Origin of the sequence: Caulobacter sp. AP07 (assembly GCF_000281955.1) — a bacterium.
GTDB lineage: Bacteria > Pseudomonadota > Alphaproteobacteria > Caulobacterales > Caulobacteraceae > Caulobacter.
Window position 1 is genome coordinate 1 of record NZ_AKKF01000194.1, and the last position, 16,800, is coordinate 16,800.

The following is a 16,800-nucleotide window of genomic DNA, read 5'->3' on the forward strand; positions in this document are numbered from 1 at the left end:
TGGGTGGGGCTTCACCGCCGCACCAAGCTCTCTGCACCGATCCCCCACCCGACCCGCTACGCGGGCCACCCTCCCCTCAAGGGGGAGGGACGGGATAGTTCTGGATGGCCGCAGTCGACGGCCGCGCATTGGCGAATTTTCCGGGATGATCTTGTCGGAACCCGGCTCGGCCATTCGTTCTTGCATCGAAGGCCGGGCGGTCGCGCCGCTCCGCCGAGGCGTCGTGCCGTCATCCATCCGGAGCCAGCCCATGACCATCACCATCACCGCCTTTGAACGCTCCCCGGATCGCGGCCGGGGACTGGCCCGCGACATGCGCGTGCGCTGGGCGCTCGAAGAGGTGGGCCAGCCTTACGATGTCCGCCTTCTCTCGTTCGCCGCGATGAAGGAGCCCGCCCATCGCGCGCTTCATCCCTTCGGGCAGATTCCGACCTATGAGGAAGGCGATCTGGTCCTGTTCGAGTCGGGGGCGATCGTCCTCCACATCGCCGAGCGTCATGCGGGCCTGCTGCCGGACGATGCGAACGCCCGGGCGCGCGCGATCAGCTGGATGTTCGCCGCGCTCGGCACGGTGGAGCCACCGATCTTCGAGCGCGCCATGGCCACGATCGCGGAGCGCGACAAGGCCTGGTACGAGCAGCGCCTGCCGATGCTCGACGAGCGCGTCCGTGGGCGGCTGGACGAGCTTGCCAATCGGCTTGGCGACGCCGACTGGCTCGACGGCGCCTTCAGCGCCGGCGACCTGCTGATGGTGACCGTGCTGCGCCGGTTGAACGGATCGGGCATGCTGGAGGACTATCCGAACCTCTGCGCCTACATCGCCCGCGGCGAAGCACGGCCCGCCTACCAGCGCGCCTTCGAGGATCAGTTGGCGGTTTTCACCGGCGGTTCGACGCCCGGCCGATAGAGGTCCGCTCCGGGCGAGCGCTCTCGCCTTGCCGGCGCACCGTCCAACGCCTTACCCCCTCACCCTCCCAAGCTTCGCTTGCCCCCCTCCCTCTCCCCATGGGAGAGGGTTTTGGTGCGCAAAAAGTGGATGTTACCGGTGTCATGATCCGTGGTAGCGATTTCGCCGAGCGCGAGCCCAACCGCGCCGGAGGAAACTCATGGACCATTCCAATGTCGGCCGACGCGGCCTGATCGTCGGCGCGGGCGCGGCCCTGGCGCTGGCCTCGACGCCCGCCCTGGCCGCCAGGCCCGGTCCTGTGGTGACCACCACGGCGGGCAAGGTGCGCGGCGCCGGCACGGGCGGCGTCAGCGTCTTCAAGGGCCTGCGCTACGGGGCCGACACCGGGCCGCTGCGGTTCATGCCACCCCAGCCGCCCCAGCCGTGGACCGGCGTCCAGGACGCCCTGGCCTATGGCGCGGCCTGCCCGCAGGGCAAGGGCGAAAGCGGCGAGACCCTGAGCGAGGACTGCCTGTTCCTCAACATCTGGACTCCGGCGCCCCTCGACAACAAAGGGGGCGACAGGAAGGCTGACGGCCGGAAGCGGCCGGTGATGTTCTACATCCACGGCGGCGCCTACAACACCGGCTCGGGGACCAGCCCCTGGTACGACGGGACCAAGCTGGCCAAACGCGGCGACGTGGTGGTGGTGACGGTCAACCACCGGCTCAACGCCTTCGGCTACCTCTATCTCTCCCGATTATTCGACGACCCCAGCGTCGCCGACAGCGGCAATGTTGGCCAGCTGGACCTGGTGCTGGCCCTGAAATGGGTGCGCGACAACATCGCCGCGTTCGGCGGCGATCCCGGCAACGTCATGCTGTTCGGCCAATCGGGCGGCGGGGCCAAGATCGCCACCCTGATGGCCATGCCGGCCGCCAAGGGCCTGTTCCACCGCGCCGCCACCATGAGCGGCCAGCAGGTCACCGCCGCCGGCCCGTTCAACGCCACCAGGCGCGCCAGGGGCTTCGTCGACAAGCTGGGGATCAAGGACCTGGCCGCCCTGCGCGCCTTGCCCGCCGAGCCGTTCCTGGCCGGGCTGAAGGCCGTCGACCCGATCGCCGGCGCGGGCGGGGTCTATATGGGCCCGGTGCTGGACGAGCGGTCGCTGACCCGCCACCCGTTCTTCCCCGACGCCGCGCCGCAGAGCCTGGACGTGCCGATGATGTGCGGCAACACCCATGACGAGACGCGCGGCTTCGTCGGCTACGACAAGAGCCTGATGGACCTGACCTGGGAGCAGGTGGTCGAGAAGCTGCCGGCCCAGTTCAACGCCCGCGTCGACATCGACCCGGCCACCGTGGTGGCGGCCTATCGCCGGATCTATCCGGCCTACACCCCGGCCGACGTCTATTTCGCCGCCTCGACGGCCGGCCGCTCGTGGAAGGCGGCGATCATCCAGGACGAGGAGCGGGCCCAGGCCGGGGCCCCGGCCTTCGCCTACCAGCTGGACTGGCGCGCGCCCAAGGACGGCGGGATCTGGGGGGCGCCCCATACGCTGGACATGCAGCTGGTGTTCGGCAATTTCGACGCGCCGGGGGTGATCACCGGCTCGGGACCGGAGGCGGTGGCGATGCACGAACGGCTGGCCGACGCCTTCATCGCCTTCGCCCGGACGGGAAACCCGAATACGCCGGCGCTGCCGAGGTGGGAGCCCTACGGCCTGCCCCGGCGCCAGACGATGGTGTTCGACAACACCTCACGGATGGAGGACGACCCGCGCGGGGCCGAGCGCGAGCTGTTCAACAAGGTCCCGTTCACGCAGTTCGGGACTTAGGCGTCAGCGACCCTCTCCCGGAGGGGAGAGGGAGGGGCCCGCCGCGTAGCGGTGGGAGGGGGAGGGGTCACGCCCTCACCGATTTCTCGCAACACCAAACACCGTCATCCCCCGACTTGTTCGGGGGGACCCAAGCCGCGCTGGCCAGGTCTCGTTCTGAAAATCAGCTTGGGTCCCCCGCATAAAGCGGGGGATGACGATCGCGGGGGCGGCACGCCGTCGAGCGTCTTAACCCCTCACCCTCCCAAGCTACGCTTGGGCCCCTCCCTCTCCCTATGGGAGAGGGCGTCTAGGCCGCGACCTCGTCTTCGTCCTCGTCTTCCGGCCACACCCCCAGCGCCGCGTCGCGCAGGGCTTCGGCGTGGTCGGCGATCTCGGCGACCAGGGCGTCGTCGAGGCCGCGCGCCTCGAGCGCCAGCACCAGGTGGCCGACCATGTGGTCCAGGTCGTCGTCCTCGAGCCCTTCCTCGGCCAGCCAGGCCAGGGCCGGCGACAGCACGGCCTCGTCGTGGTTGTCGAGGTCGAGGGCGGCGGCCACGAAGGCGCGCGCTCCGGGGGTGATCACGGCGCCGATCAGGTGGGCCAGCAGGTCGTCCTGCTGGGCGCGCTGAAAGAAGTCGTCGAGGGCGGCCTGGGCGACGGCTTCGCCGCCGATGCGTTCATAGGGCGTCACGGGGGAGGTCATGGGATTCCTCGCTTGCAGAGGGGAAACCGGATCACGCGAACGCCAAAAGGCTATCACGCGCCCCGACGGGGAGCGTGATAGCCCCATGACAGTCTGGTCGTCGTTTTGTGAAGCCTAGCGCTTCGCCGCCGCGCCCCGCGGATAGACCCGGACGTCGGGATCGCCCCGCCACAGGGTTTCCATCCCGGTGTCGGTGAAGCGGGCGCGCAGCCTGTCCGAGCCGTCGACCGCGAACAGGCCGTCGGTGGTCAGGGGCGTCAGGCCGCGCAGCGGCCGTTCGGCCCGCGCCATCCACAGCTTGCCGTCGCGCAGGCTGATCGTGACCTCGCCATAGGGTCCCGCCCAGGCCTTCAGCCGGGCCGGCGGGATCGAGACCGGCTTCGACGCCGCCTCGACGGTGACGCGGGCCCAGGCGTACTCGGCCAGCGCTTCCGGCGACGCGCCGGGCGCCGCCGCCAGGCGCGTCAGGGCCAGGGACTGGGCGGCCTCCAGGGCCCGGGCGGACGGGACTTCGATCGTCGGCGCGACGCCGGTTCCGTCCCAGTTGGCCTGGCTGACCGCGTGGACGGGACGGCCGAAGGACACGCTGAGCATGAAGCCCGGCGCGACGGGCACGAACTTGTTGTTGTTGGCCGCGCCCGCCGTCTTGGCGCCGATCAGTTCGCCCAGCTTGAACTGCTGGACGTCGTAGGCGAAGGCCTCGGCGGCCGAGCCCGTATTGCCGTCGATCAGCACATACAGCGGCTTGCCCTTCAGCCGGCCGGCCGGCAGGTGGTCCAGGGTCCACGACTGCTTGGGGGCCTGGCCGCCCTCCAGGAAGGTCAGTTCCAGGACGTCCGGGTCCATGAAGTGGCTGACCAGGTAGCGCACCGCCTGGTGGGTGCCGCCGGGATTGCCGCGCACATCGATGATCACCGCGTCGCCGTCCTTCAGGAAGCGCAGGGCGCTGTCATAGACCGCTCCGGTCTCGTCCTGGATCCATTCGAAGCCGGCGATCTTCAGGTAGCGGATGTTGCCGGGCAGGATCTCCTGCGCGACCAGCCCATGGTGGTCCCGGACGGCGGCGCGACGCTCGAAGGCGGCCGCCGCGCTCTCGCTCATCGCGGCGCCGCCTGCCGGGCCGCCGCTGGTCGCCGCCGCGTACTGGGCCGGGTTGTAGAGCATGTACATGTGGCGATCGCCGCTGGCGGCCCGCAGGTCCTCGGTGACCCGTTCGGCGAAGACCCCCGCGTCCCCGGTGTCGTAGCGGCCGTCCTGGCGCGCCTTGTCCAGCCGCGCGACGATCGCCGCGTCCTTTTCCGGAAAGACGTAGGACGCCCGCACCGCGGCCGCGATCGCCGCCAGGGCCGCGTCGCGGTCGGCCCTGGACAGCGCGTTGGGCGCCGCCTGTTCCGCGGCGGTCGCCCCCTGCCGGGCCAGGGCGGGCGCGGCCGGCGCGGTCAGGGCCAGGGCGGCCGAGGCCAGGAGAAGAAGACGCGGATTCATGGAGCCTCCAGGGGGGACTGCGGATCGTCGGAAAGCCGGCCGGCGGCCTGGGCGATGCGGTCGCCGAAGGCCTGGCGTTCGAGCGCGGCGATCGTCTCGACCAGCAGGGCCGAGAGCGGCGCGGAAAGCTCGGCGTCGAGGCCGGCGGCGGCGGCGTTCACCGCCCGCCACTGCCGGGTCACGGCGGGCAGCATGGCCTGGGCGCGGGGGGTCAGGGCGACGATGCGCTCGCGCCCGTCCTCGCCCGGCGACAGGAACACCAGCTCCGCCTTGGCCATCTGCGAGACGGTCTGGCTGGCGGCCGAATGGCTGATGCCGGCCTGGCGCGAGATGACCCGGATCGAGACCGGCCCCAGGGCCATCAGCGCCTTGACCACCGGCGTGTAGCGCGGCCGGTAGTCGAGGCCCGAGGCGCGATAGGTCTGCTCCACCGCGCCGTCGAGCAGCTCGATCAGGTGGCGCAGGAGCGTGCCGAGGGTGGGCGTGGGCGGCGTCATGCGCGAATATGTATAAGCACTGTTATATCGAGTCAACGAACAGCGCTCGCGACGGTCCGCCGCGAGCGCTGGGTCAGCTCGAGCCGGGGTCGAAGCCTACTTCGCCGCATCCATCAGGCCGGCGAACCGCTCGAACAGATAGAGGCTGTCGGTCGGGCCGGGCGAGGCTTCCGGGTGGTGCTGGACACTGAACACCGGCTTGCCGGTCACCGCGATGCCGGCGTTGGTGCCGTCGAACAGCGAGACGTGGGTCTCGGTCACCGCTTCGGGCAAGGACGCGCTGTCCACCGTGAAGCCGTGGTTCATCGAGACGATCTCGACCTTGCCGGTCGTCAGGTCCTTCACGGGGTGGTTGGCCCCATGGTGTCCCTGTTCCATCTTCACGGTCTTGGCGCCCACCGCCAGGGCCAGCATCTGGTGCCCCAGGCAGATGCCGAACACCGGCTTGCCGCTGGCCACCAGCGTCTGAATGACGGGAACCGCATAGGCGCCCGTGGCGGCCGGGTCGCCCGGGCCGTTGGACAGCAGCACGCCGTCGGGGTTGCGGGCCAGGATGGCCTCGGCCGAGGTGTCGGCCGGCACCACCGTGGCGCGGGCCCCGACATGGGCCAGGGCCCGCAGGATGTTGCGCTTGACGCCGTAGTCGAGGACCACGACCTCGTACTTGGGCTTGTCCAGCCTGGCGTAGCCTTCCGGCCACGACCACAGGCCCTCGTCCCAGGTGAAGGTCTGGGTGGTGGAGGCGTCCTTGGCCAGGTCCAGGCCTTCCAGGCCCGACCACGCCTTGGCCTTGGCGACCAGGGCGTCGAGGTCGAACTCCCCGGTCGGCGAGTGGGCGATGACGCCGTGCGGCATGCCGGTCTCGCGGATCTTGCGGGTCAGGGCGCGGGTGTCGACGCCGGCCAGGCCGATGACGTTGCGGCGCTTCATCCAGCCGTCGAAGTCGCTGTCGGCCCGCCAGTTGGCCTGGGCGGTCGGGACCTCGCGGAAGATCGCCCCGCGGGCGGCCGTCTCGGCCCCGCCGGCCATCTGTTCCAGGTCCTCGACATTGGTCCCGACATTGCCGACGTGCGGGAAGGTGAAGGCGACGACCTGGGCCATGTAGGAGGGATCGGTGAGGATCTCCTGGTAGCCGGTCATGGCGGTGTTGAAGCACACCTCGCCGACCGCGTCGCCGACCGCGCCGCAGCCGACACCTTGCAGGATCGTGCCGTCGGCCAGGGCCAGAACGCCGGTGACGCCGGGGAGAAGGTCTTGGGACATCTCGGAAGCGCCTCCTAAACGCGGGGCCAGAATAGGCCGGTCATTGTCGCAAAAAGGCGGGCCGGAGATAACCCCCGCCCGCCGCGCAAACGGCGGCGTGTCTAGGGGGCTATGGCGGGGGGGTCAACCCCTTCGATCACGGCGGGGCGGGCCTGTCGCCACATTCCCGTGATCGCCGAACTTGCCCCCTCGCGCCGAGAGGCCGCCGGCCCTTATGGTGGCCCGGTTAATCCAGAAGACGGCACGAAGAACACGGGAGGACGGCCCATGCTCGAACTGCGCCCCAATTGCGAATGCTGCGACCGCGACCTGCCGCCCGACAGCGACCAGGCCCGGATCTGCACCTTCGAATGCACCTTCTGCGCCGACTGCGTGGAGACCCGATTCTCCGGCGTCTGCCCCAACTGCGGCGGCGACCTGTCGGCCCGGCCGATCCGCCCGGCCGCGGCCCTGCACCGCTTCCCGGCCTCGCTGAAGCGCGTCTACAAGGCCCACCCGGCCTGCGCCAGCCTGCGACCGCCGCCGCAACCGCAACAGACCCCGCCGCCGTCCTGGGCCTAGTCGCCTTCGCGCCACGGCTGGAACAACTTGTCGCGGGGCCAGGGCCCCGACGCGTTAACCCCTTGAAGCTCATGGTCGAGCTTCAAAGGAGTTTGGCCCATGAGCCCCCTCGACGCGCCCCGCATCGCCTCCGGCTTCACCTGGCTCGGCCTGGCCGAGACGACCCTGCGCGTGCTGCTGGTGGCCGCCGTCCCGGTGAGCGCGGTGATCTTCCTGGCGCAGAGCTTGTAGCTCGCGCTTCTCCCCCTCTTTTCGCCCCCCGCCCCGCGTCGTATCACCCGGCTCCGATCCGGAGAGCCCGCCATGCCCGTCACCACCGTCGGCGTCGACGCCGACGACACCCTCTGGCACAACGAGACCCTGTTCCGCCTGACCCACCAGCGGTTCGTCGAGCTGCTGGCCCCCTATGGCGACGAGGCGGCCATCGACGCCCAGCTGGCCGAGACCGAGAAGCGTAACCTGCGGCTCTACGGCTACGGGGCCAAGGGCTTCACCCTGTCGATGATCGAGACGGCGATGGACCTGACCGACAGCCAGGTCAGCACCGGCGTGATCCGCCAGATCCTGGCCGCCGGCCGCGAGATGCTCAGCGAGCCGGTCGAGCCGCTGCCCGGCGTCGAGAAGGCCCTGGCCCAGCTGTCGGAGCGCTACCGCCTGGTGCTGGTCACCAAGGGCGACCTGCTGCACCAGGAACAGAAGCTGGCGGCCTCGGGCCTGGGCGACCTGTTCGCCGCCGTCGAGATCGTCTCGGAGAAGGACGCCGACACCTACCGCCGGGTGTTCGCCCGCCATGGCACCGGCCCGGAGCAGGCGGTGATGGCCGGCAATTCGGTGAAGTCCGACATCCTCCCGGCCCTGGAGGCCGGCGCCTGGGCCGCGCTGATCCCCTACCCGCTGGTCTGGGCCCACGAGGCGGCGACGGCCCCGAAGGAGCATGGGCGGTATGTGGAGCTGGGGTCGATCGGCGAGCTGCCGGGGTGGGTGGACACCCTCCCCTAGCCCCCACGGTCGTCATCCCCCGCTTTATGCGGGGGACCCAAGCGGGCTATCGGGGCGACCTCGGTCAGCGCGGCTTGGGTCCCCCGAACAAGTCGGGGGATGACGATCTATTTTGCGGCGGCCGCCTTCGGCTTGCTCCCCAACCCGCCGATCCAGTCCCGCGCCGGCCGCTCGAACAGCACCAGCGACAGGTAGGCGATCGGGATCAGGGCCAGGACCCAGAACAGCACCCAGGCCCGCATGGCGTCGCCGTTCAGGCTCCACAGTCCCAGCCCCACCCAGGCCAGGCCCATCTTCAGGGCGATCGGGTGCAGCAGGTACAGGCTGAAGCTCAGCTGGGCCCAGGGCGCCAGGCGGCGGCTGACCCCGCCCTGCGTCCCGGCGGCGTCGGCGGCGACGCCCGCCACGCCCAGGGCGTAGATCACCAGCAGCAGCAGGGTGCGGTCCAGGCGGATCGTCGACAGGGCCAGGAACAGCGCCAGCAGCCCCCACATCCAGAACCGCGCGCCGGGCAGCCTGGCCAGCCACGGCCGCAGCTGGAACGCCAGCATGCCGATCAGGAAGCCCGGCACGGCCCGCAGCACCCCGAAGTTCCAGGTCCACTGGTGGAAAGGCATGTCGCCGTCGGGATTGAGCAGCAGGACCGCCAGGCTGCCGAACGCCGCCACGGCGGTCAGGATCCGCCCTCGCGCGGTGATCCAGAACAGCAGCGGCAGGGCCAGGTACATCCCCATCTCGGCGCTGATCGCCCAGCTGGCGAAGTTCCAGGTCTGGGCGTGGCAGACGTGCCAGGCGTGGACGAAGACGATGTTGGGGACGATGCAGGCCAGGTCGTAGCGCTTGGGGTCGCGGTCGGCGATCCAGCCGGCCTGGCCGGCGGCCCAGACCGCGATGAACACCAGCATCGTCGCCCAGTGCAGCGGCCCCAGCCGCGCCACCCGCTTCTTCAGGAAGGTCCCGTACTTGCTCCAGCTGTCCAGCCGGCCGGCATAGATCGCCGCCATCACGTAGCCGGAGATCAGGAAGAACAGGTCGACGATCAGGCTGAAGCCCTTGACCATGTCGTCGGCCAGCTGCCAGCGCCCATCCAGGTTGATGAAGCGGTTGAAGTGGAAGACCACGATCATCAGCGCCCCGACGATGCGCAGGGCGTCGAGGTGCAGCATGTCCTCGGAGTCGGGTTTCAGGGCGGGGAAGATTTTCACACGCCAGGGATGCGGCGGGTTGGCGCGGTGGTCAAGCTCGCCCACCGACCTTCTTCATCCCCATGCACAAACCGTCGTCATCCCCGACTTGTTCGGGGGACCCTAGCCTCATCGGCCAAACCCGCTTGGGTCCCCCGCATAAAGCGGGGGATGACGCAGGAGAGGATGGCGATGATCAAGTCTTGGCTTGGGCGGCGGAGCGGCGCCATATCGAGACATGACCATCGGATACATCCTATGGGCGGCGCTCCTGGCGATCGCCTTCCTCGGAATCACCCTGGGCACGCCGATCCATCAGGCGCTTACGCCGGTCCCTAAGGACGACATGGCCGAGATCGTCCGGTTTCTCGGCTATCGGGACCAGACGCTCTTCGTCGTGAAGAAACGGATCTGGTCCGACATTCCGCAAAGCCGCATTGGCGCGAACATCTACGGCCGCCCAGGGAACGGTCGCTTCTACCGCGTGCGGGCGCGCGACCCCGACGGTTTGGAGTATCGCCACGAGTTGGCGGTAGAGGGCGGCAGGCCACAAATCGACCTGCTGCTCTACTACCAAGGGTCGGAAGGCTTCTGGACCAAAGCGCTCCAGTAGCCGCTACCGCAGCTGCGGCCCCTTGCTCCGGTCCAGGCTGGCCAGCGCCACCTTCGGGGCCGAGGGATCGTCCGCCTCGCCGCCGGCCTGGGCCAGCAGGGTGTCGATATGCGCCCGCTGGGCCTTGAAGCGGGAGAGCTCGCCGCCGGCCAGGATCGTGCCCTGGGGCACCTTGGCGCCGATCGGATTGATGCGCTGGCCGTTGAGCCAGACCTCGTAGTGCAGGTGCGGGCCGGTCGCCAGGCCGGTGGAGCCGACATAGGCCACCACCTGGCCCTGGCGCACGTGGACGCCGGGGCGGATGCCCTTGGCGTAGCGCGAGATGTGGCCGTAGCCGGTGTCCCACTGGCCCGAATGGCGGATGCGCAGCCAGTTGCCGTAGCCGCTCCAGCGGCGGGCCTCCAGCACCACGCCGTCGCCGGCCGCCAGGATCGGGGTGCCGGTGCCGGCCCCGAAATCGACGCCCTTGTGGCCGCGGGTATAGCCCAGCACCGGGTGCTTGCGCATGCCGAAGGTCGAGGTGATGCGGGCCCCGTCGACCGGCGTGCGCAGCAGGAAGCCCTTGATGTTCTTGCCCAGCTCGTCGAAGAACTGCGGCTTGCCGTCCGGACCGTCGCGGTCGAAGGCGTAGAACTTCTGGCCCTTGACCTCGGCATATTCCAGGTCGCCGACCTCGACCGTGCGGCCGCTCTCGGTGACCTTGCGGTCGAACACCAGGCAGAACCGGTCGCCCTCGTGGATATCGCGCGAGAAGTCGATCTTGTGCGAGAACAGCTGGGCCGCCTGGCTGATCACCGCCGGGGTGCCGCCGACATTGGCCACGCTCTCGTAGAACGAGCCGTTCATCTCGCCGCAGGCCACCTTGGTCTCGTCGGTGACCTTTTCCTCGAGTTCGCGCAGCTTCATCGCGCCGTCGAAGGTGCGCGAGACGGTCAGGGTCGAGGACGGGCCGGTGCGCATCGACAGGCCGATCAGCCGGGCGGGGCCGCCCCGGCCGGCGCGGCGCTCGGCGACGGCGGCCTCGAAGGCCATGCCGGCCTTGATGTTGACGGTGTCGATGGCGCCCTGCAGCGTGGCCACCACCTGGCGGGCGTCGTTGGGGGCGACGCCGGCCCGCAGCACGGCGCTTTCCAGGGTCTCGCCCGGGCGCACCTTGACGGGGATCGATTGCGGCCGGTCGAAGCCCGGCTGGGCCTCGGCCCCGGCGAAGGCGGCATGTTGCAGGGCGGCCATGGCCACGGCGTCCAGCGGCGCGCGGACCACCGGGACCGGCGTGTCGGGAGCCGTCAGCTTCCAACCCAGGCCCAGGGCGGCCAGACCGGCGACGGCCGTGAAGATGCGCGGCGCAAGGCGCAAGGTCGGCCGTCTCGGATCGAATTCCTGCATCAAGCCCCCGTTCGGTAGCGATGCCGCGTGCGTTCAGAATGACACGGGCTGGGATGCCCCCCAGCAAATCTCGCGCCGGAAAATGGCGGATGACTCCACCTCAGGGCAAGGACTATTCGGTGCTTCGGTCGATTTGTCACGGACATGGTTAATCCGTTGTCCTGACAAAGAAAAACGCCCGCCTCCAGGGGGAGGCGGGCGCTCAACTCTCGGAGGTCTGGCGCGTCGGCGGCTACGCCGCGGCGACCTGCTCGTTCGGGTCGCGCAGCACGTAGCCGCGGCCCCAGACGGTTTCGATGTGGTGCTTGCCCTGGGCCGAGGCCGCCAGCTTCTTGCGCAGCTTGCAGATGAAGACGTCGATGATCTTCAGTTCCGGCTCGTCCATGCCGCCGTACAGGTGGTTGAGGAACATCTCCTTGGTCAGGGTCGTGCCCTTGCGCAGGGAGAGCAGCTCCAGCATCTGGTATTCCTTGCCGGTCAGGTGAACGCGGTTGCCGTTCACTTCCACCGTCTTGGCGTCCAGGTTGACCACGATGTCGCCGGTCTTGATCACCGACTGGGCGTGGCCCTTCGAACGACGGACCACCGCGTGGATGCGGGCGATCATCTCGTCCTTGTGGAACGGCTTGGTCATGTAGTCGTCGGCGCCGCCCGAGAAGGTCTTGACCTTCGTGTCGATTTCCGACGAGCCCGACAGGATCATGATCGGCGTATTGACCTTGCCCACCCGCAGGGTGCGCAGAACGTCGATGCCGCTCATGTCAGGGAGATTCAGGTCGAGCAGGATCAGGTCGTAGTCATAGATCTTGCCCAGATCCACGCCCTCTTCGCCGAGATCCGTCGTGTAGACGTTGAAGCCTTCAGACTTCAGCATCAGCTCGATGGTCTGCGCGGTGGCGCTGTCATCCTCGATCAACAGTACGCGCATGCAGCCCTCCCCGCCCTTAGGCGGCATTATTCGACAGCTAGGCGGAATACCGCCGGTGAAACCCGTCCTGCACTCTGCCGGACAGTTAATTTAAGACAGGTTAATGGTGAATGATCTCGCTGAGGAAATGGTTAATCTGATTTGCGAATCGGGTGCAAGCGCTCAACGACTCGTTGGTCACATTGGTCGCAGGGCCCTGTGGATGGTTCGTCAAGACGATTCCTTTGGGCCCGAATGGGTTAAAACCGGGACCTGTAAAGGGATGTGTTAACGCGCTGAAGGCGATCGCCGCGGCCGCAGCGTTCATCTGTAAGGCGAGATTGCGGCGTTCTGTCGCGAGCGGTTTGCGGCCTCTTCGCCTGCGCCGGGGCGCGGTCCGGGCCGGGACCGTCGAGACGGCGCGACGTCCGGTCGCGGCGGATTTGCGGACTAGTCCCCGGCCGCCAGCCAGCCGGCCTCCCGCAGCCGCGCCACCGAGGCGCGCGACACCGGGGCCGACAGGTCGCCGCGCAGCGCCAGGCGCAGGTTGCGGCCGTCGACGACCACCCCGGCCACCGCCGCCCGGGCCACCCACCACGAGCGGTGCACCCGCATGCCCTCCAGGTCGCCCAGGCCGGCGATCACCCGCTCGAACGGACCGGCCACCAGCCGCGAGCCGGTCGCGGTGTGGACCCGCACATAATGGTCCTCCATGCGCAGACAGAGCACGTCGGACGCCTGGTCGACGGGCGCGGCGCCGATCTCCACCGGAGCGGGCGGCGGCGGGACGGGTTTGCGCAACACCCGGCGGACGACCATGAAGGCCAGGACCGGCGCGGACAGCACCAGCGACTGGCTGTACCAGTCCGCCGGCGTCAACACCCGCTTGAGATCCGGCCACAGCAGGGTGCCCAGCCAGCCGACGAACACCGACAGCAGCCCACCCCCCGCCAGCACCGCGACGGCCAGGGCCGGCCAGACAGGCGCGTTGACGCGCCGCGCCCCGGCCAGGGACAGGCGGATCAGGGTCCCGAAGATCAGGCAACCGACCCAGAAACAGACCACGAAGTGCAGGACTCGCGAGGCCGGCGTGCCGTTGAAATAGCTGCCAAAGGGCCCGACCAGGCCAAAGAACACCCCCACCGCCGTGGCGACGCCCAGATCGACGGCCCATTCGCGAGCGGTTCCCAGAAGCGGCGGCTTTGCGGTCATGCCGTTCCTATAACGGCGGTTGGCCGGTTCGCGAACCCGTTCGCCCGTTCGCGCAGCGACGCTGGCGAGCCCCGACCTGGCGCCCCAAGCCCTGAAGCTTGTCGTCACAACAGGAGACCGCGATGCGGCTCGTCGCCTTCCTTGCTCCCACCGCCCTGTGGTCGGTCCTGGCCCTGCTGCTGCCCCTGGGCGACCCTGCGGCCAGGGCCCAGCCCGTCCAGGCTCCCGCCCAGGTCTCCGCCCAGACCCCCGCCCAGACCAATGTCGGCTTCCAGGTGATCCAGGTCCCCGACGGGCAGGGCCAACCGATCGAGGTCGGCCTGTGGTACCCGACCACCGCGCCGGTCACCGGACCCGCCCGCGGCATGGGCGCCCTGCCGGTGGCCCTCGGCGCACCGCTGGACGGCGCCAACCTGCCGCTGGTGGTGATGTCGCACGGCAACGGCGGCTGGTTCGGCGGCCACTACGACACCGCCATCGCGCTGGCCAGGGCCGGCTTCGTGGTCGCCGCCCTCACCCACACCGGCGACAACTACAAGGACCAGAGCCGGGCCACCGACATGGCCAACCGCCCGCGCCAGCTGCATGTGCTGATCGACTACATGCTGGGGACCTGGGCCCAGCACGACCGGCTGGACCCGGCGCGGGTCGGCGCGTTCGGCTTCTCGTCGGGCGGCTTCACCGTGCTGGTCGAGGCCGGCGGCGAGCCGGACATGACGCGCGTCGCGGCCCACTGCCGCGACTATCCCCAGCACTACGACTGCCAACTCCTGGCCCGCACGCCGCCGCCGGCCGCCGCCACCGATCCCGGCGCGCCCCATGCCTGGACTCATGACGCCCGGGTCAGGGCGGTGGTCTCGGCCGCGCCGGCCCTGGGCTACACCTTCACCGCGCAAAGCCTGGGCCGCCTGACCCTGCCGATCCAGCTGTGGCGCGCGGCCGACGACGAGATCCTGGTCGACCCGTTCCACGCCAGCGCCGTGCGCGCCGCCCTGCCCAGCACGACCGACTATCACGTGGTCGCCAAGGCCCGGCACTTCGACTTCCTGACGCCTTGCGACGACTACACGCGAAAGAACATCCCGAGCCTGTGCAACAGCGATCCGGGCTTCGACCGGGCGGCGTTTCATGCCGACTTCAACGCCAAGGTGGTGGGGTTCTTCACCAAGGCGCTGGCGCGGCCCTGACAACCAAGAGCCATCGACTGGCCACTTCGCGCTTCTCTCTCAACCGTCATCCCGGGCCTCGTGCCCGGATGACGGGCTGTTTGCGGGCAAAACGATGGGAGCCAAGACCCACGACATAAGGACGCAGCCCGCCGGCTTAACCCCAAGCCTCAACAGCCAATTAACCATGTCGGTCTACTTCACTGCCCATTAACGCCGAGCGCCCAAAACTTGGCGTCGAGTTGCTGGGGTACTCTGCTTGCGCAGCCTGATCGCCGCCGTCGAACGTATCGACCCGCTGACCATTTCCGGTCGCGTCGCCGCCGTGAACGGCCTCCTGATCGAGGCCCGCGGCGGGCTGACCCGCCTGGCGATCGGCGCGCGCGTCGAGATCGACCGACTGGGACTGCCGGTCCTGCCGGCCGAGGTGGTCGGTTTCCGCGAGACCCGCGCCCTGCTGATGCCGTTCGGCCCGGTCGAGGGCGTCGCCCCCGGGGCCGAGATCCGCATCATGCCCGAGGGCGCCGCCGTGCGTCCGACCAAGGCCTGGCTGGGCCGGATCATCAACGCCTTCGGCGAGCCGATCGACGGCCTGGGCCCGCTGCCGCAGGGCGAGGTGCCCTACCCGCTGAAGACCCCGCCGCCGCCGGCCCACGCCCGTGGCCGGGTGGGCGAGCGCCTGGACCTGGGCGTGCGGTCGATGAACGTCTTCACCACCACCTGCCGGGGCCAGCGCCTGGGCATCTTCGCCGGCTCGGGGGTCGGCAAGTCGGTGCTGCTGTCGATGCTGGCCAAGGAAGCCACCTGCGACGCCGTGGTCGTCGGCCTGATCGGCGAACGGGGCCGCGAGGTTCGCGAGTTCATCGAGGAAACGCTCGGCGAGGAGGGGCTGAAGCGCGCCATCGTCGTGGTCGCCACCTCGGACGAGCCGGCCCTGACCCGCCGCCAGGCCGCCTACATGACCCTGGCGATCTGCGAATATCTGCGCGACCAGGACCAGGAGGTGCTGTGCCTGATGGACTCGGTGACCCGCTTCGCCATGGCCCAGCGCGAGATCGGCCTGGCCGCCGGCGAGCCGCCGACCACCAAGGGCTACACCCCCACCGTCTTCACCGAGCTGCCCAAGCTGCTGGAGCGGGCCGGGCCCGGCCCGATCCGCGCCGACGGCACCACGGCCGGGCCGATCACCGCCCTGTTCACCGTGCTGGTCGACGGCGACGACCACAACGAGCCGATCGCCGACGCCACCCGCGGCATCCTGGACGGCCACATCGTCATGGAACGGGCCATCGCCGAGCGCGGCCGCTTCCCGGCGATCAACGTCCTCAAATCCATCAGCCGGACCATGCCGGGCTGCCAGACGATGGAGGAGCGCGAGGTGGTCAAGATGGCCCGCCAGACCATGGCCGCCTACGCCAACATGGAAGAGCTGATCCGCATCGGCGCCTACCGCGCCGGGGCCGACCCGGTCATCGACCGCGCCATCCGCCTCAACCCCGCCGTCGAAGCCTTCCTGGGCCAGGACAAGGACGAGGCCACCAGCCTCGACGACAGCTTCGGCTACCTCGCCCACATCCTGCAGAGTGACGCCGCCTGATGGCTAGCAACTGGGCCGCCTCGCTGATCCGCATCTCGAACCACGAGGTCGAGACGCTGCAGAAGCGCCTGGCCGAGATCGTCGACCGCCGCCAGGCGGCCGAGATGAAGGTGGCCATGCTGGACGCCGAGGCCGAGGCCGAGGCCCTCCAGGCCCAGGGCGACGTCCAGGCCGGCTGGTACATGATCGGCTTCCGCCAGGGCTCCAAGATCCGCCGCGACCAGGCCCTGCTGGAGATCGACCAGACCCTGATCGAGGAGGCCGGGGCCCGCGACGCCCTGGCCATGGCCTTCGAGAGCCTCAAGAAGTACGAGCACGTCGCCGAGGCCGCCAAGGTCGCCAGGGCCAAGCTGGTCGGCAAGCTGGAGATCGCCGCCCTGGACGAGCTGGGCCTGCGCCGGGCGGCGGCCGGTGGGCGGTAACTCCAGCCGTCATCCCCCGACTTGTTCGGGGGACCCAAGCCCCGTCGGCCAACCCAGCTTGGGTCCCCCGCATGAAGCGGGGGATGACGAGCGTGGGGGG

At 69.6% G+C, this 16,800-nt stretch carries 17 protein-coding genes; 9 read left to right on the top strand and 8 right to left on the bottom strand.

All coding sequences use genetic code 11. The annotated features are described in order from the left end of the window. Positions 1 to 250 precede the first annotated feature (250 nt). Both PMI01_RS16980 and PMI01_RS16985 read left to right on the top strand, forming a co-directional pair. Entirely contained in the window at positions 251 to 907 is a 657-nt protein-coding gene (locus tag PMI01_RS16980) for a glutathione S-transferase family protein (RefSeq protein WP_007671573.1), read from the top strand. Positions 908 to 1,106: 199 nt separating this feature from the next. After that, complete coding sequence (locus PMI01_RS16985; protein WP_007671575.1) at positions 1,107 to 2,723, top strand: carboxylesterase/lipase family protein; 1,617 nt, start codon at positions 1,107 to 1,109, stop codon at positions 2,721 to 2,723. Positions 2,724 to 3,012: 289 nt separating this feature from the next. Here PMI01_RS16985 and PMI01_RS16990 read toward each other — a convergent pair whose 3' ends face one another. From PMI01_RS16990 to carA, 4 genes are all read right to left on the bottom strand, one after another. Then, entirely contained in the window at positions 3,013 to 3,408 is a 396-nt protein-coding gene (locus PMI01_RS16990) for a hypothetical protein (protein ID WP_007671577.1), read from the bottom strand. 114 nt (positions 3,409 to 3,522) lie between these two features. Then, positions 3,523 to 4,893, bottom strand: coding sequence for a S41 family peptidase (locus PMI01_RS16995; protein WP_007671579.1), 1,371 nt, complete (start codon positions 4,891 to 4,893; stop codon positions 3,523 to 3,525). Next, positions 4,890 to 5,390, bottom strand: coding sequence for a MarR family winged helix-turn-helix transcriptional regulator (locus PMI01_RS17000; protein WP_007671581.1), 501 nt, complete (start codon positions 5,388 to 5,390; stop codon positions 4,890 to 4,892). The genes PMI01_RS16995 and PMI01_RS17000 overlap by 4 nt, the downstream gene beginning before the upstream one ends. 96 nt (positions 5,391 to 5,486) lie before the next feature. Continuing rightward, on the bottom strand, positions 5,487 to 6,653 hold the full coding sequence (carA, locus tag PMI01_RS17005; RefSeq protein WP_007671590.1) for a glutamine-hydrolyzing carbamoyl-phosphate synthase small subunit: 1,167 nt from the start codon (positions 6,651 to 6,653) through the stop codon (positions 5,487 to 5,489). A 267-nt stretch (positions 6,654 to 6,920) separates the two neighbouring features. Here carA and PMI01_RS17010 point away from each other — a divergent pair, with 267 nt between their 5' ends. The 3 genes from PMI01_RS17010 to PMI01_RS17015 all read left to right on the top strand — a co-directional run bounded on the left by PMI01_RS17010 (position 6,921) and on the right by PMI01_RS17015 (position 8,213). Next, positions 6,921 to 7,214, top strand: a complete 294-nt coding sequence (locus PMI01_RS17010) for a DUF1272 domain-containing protein (RefSeq protein WP_007671592.1) — start codon at positions 6,921 to 6,923, stop codon at positions 7,212 to 7,214. A 99-nt stretch (positions 7,215 to 7,313) separates the two neighbouring features. Beyond that, the gene (locus tag PMI01_RS28075; RefSeq protein ID WP_007671594.1) at positions 7,314 to 7,445 is read left to right on the top strand and encodes a hypothetical protein; all 132 of its coding nucleotides are present in this window, start codon (positions 7,314 to 7,316) and stop codon (positions 7,443 to 7,445) included. A gap of 72 nt (positions 7,446 to 7,517) precedes the next feature. Further along, on the top strand, positions 7,518 to 8,213 hold the full coding sequence (locus PMI01_RS17015; RefSeq protein WP_007671596.1) for an HAD family hydrolase: 696 nt from the start codon (positions 7,518 to 7,520) through the stop codon (positions 8,211 to 8,213). 107 nt (positions 8,214 to 8,320) lie between these two features. On the opposite strand, the gene PMI01_RS17020 is transcribed toward PMI01_RS17015, so the two are convergent. Continuing rightward, positions 8,321 to 9,463 carry an acyltransferase family protein gene (locus tag PMI01_RS17020; protein WP_007671598.1) on the bottom strand — a complete coding sequence of 381 codons (1,143 nt, stop codon included), beginning with the start codon at positions 9,461 to 9,463 and terminating at the stop codon, positions 8,321 to 8,323. Between the two features lie 172 nt (positions 9,464 to 9,635). Between PMI01_RS17020 and PMI01_RS17025 the strand changes: the two genes are divergently transcribed. After that, positions 9,636 to 10,010 (top strand): hypothetical protein, encoded by a 375-nt coding sequence (locus PMI01_RS17025; RefSeq protein ID WP_007671600.1) that lies wholly within the window; start codon positions 9,636 to 9,638, stop codon positions 10,008 to 10,010. 3 nt (positions 10,011 to 10,013) lie between these two features. On the opposite strand, the gene PMI01_RS17030 is transcribed toward PMI01_RS17025, so the two are convergent. The 3 genes from PMI01_RS17030 to PMI01_RS17040 all read right to left on the bottom strand — a co-directional run bounded on the left by PMI01_RS17030 (position 10,014) and on the right by PMI01_RS17040 (position 13,515). Then, on the bottom strand, positions 10,014 to 11,396 hold the full coding sequence (locus PMI01_RS17030) for a M23 family metallopeptidase (RefSeq protein ID WP_035036824.1): 1,383 nt from the start codon (positions 11,394 to 11,396) through the stop codon (positions 10,014 to 10,016). Positions 11,397 to 11,628: 232 nt separating this feature from the next. Beyond that, the gene (gene ctrA, locus PMI01_RS17035) at positions 11,629 to 12,324 is read right to left on the bottom strand and encodes a response regulator transcription factor CtrA (RefSeq protein ID WP_007671604.1); all 696 of its coding nucleotides are present in this window, start codon (positions 12,322 to 12,324) and stop codon (positions 11,629 to 11,631) included. Positions 12,325 to 12,753: 429 nt separating this feature from the next. Then, positions 12,754 to 13,515: a LytTR family DNA-binding domain-containing protein gene (locus PMI01_RS17040; protein WP_007671606.1), complete on the bottom strand. Its 762-nt coding sequence runs from the start codon at positions 13,513 to 13,515 to the stop codon at positions 12,754 to 12,756. A gap of 122 nt (positions 13,516 to 13,637) precedes the next feature. Here PMI01_RS17040 and PMI01_RS17045 point away from each other — a divergent pair, with 122 nt between their 5' ends. The 3 genes from PMI01_RS17045 (at position 13,638) to PMI01_RS17055 (ending at position 16,700) form a co-directional block, all read left to right on the top strand. Then, positions 13,638 to 14,702 (top strand): alpha/beta hydrolase family protein, encoded by a 1,065-nt coding sequence (locus PMI01_RS17045; RefSeq protein ID WP_007671608.1) that lies wholly within the window; start codon positions 13,638 to 13,640, stop codon positions 14,700 to 14,702. 238 nt (positions 14,703 to 14,940) lie between these two features. Then, positions 14,941 to 16,278 carry a flagellar protein export ATPase FliI gene (gene fliI, locus PMI01_RS17050; RefSeq protein WP_007671611.1) on the top strand — a complete coding sequence of 446 codons (1,338 nt, stop codon included), beginning with the start codon at positions 14,941 to 14,943 and terminating at the stop codon, positions 16,276 to 16,278. Continuing rightward, positions 16,278 to 16,700: a flagellar export protein FliJ gene (locus PMI01_RS17055; protein WP_007671616.1), complete on the top strand. Its 423-nt coding sequence runs from the start codon at positions 16,278 to 16,280 to the stop codon at positions 16,698 to 16,700. Before fliI ends, PMI01_RS17055 begins: the two co-directional genes overlap by 1 nt. The last annotated feature ends 100 nt before the right edge of the window (positions 16,701 to 16,800 follow it).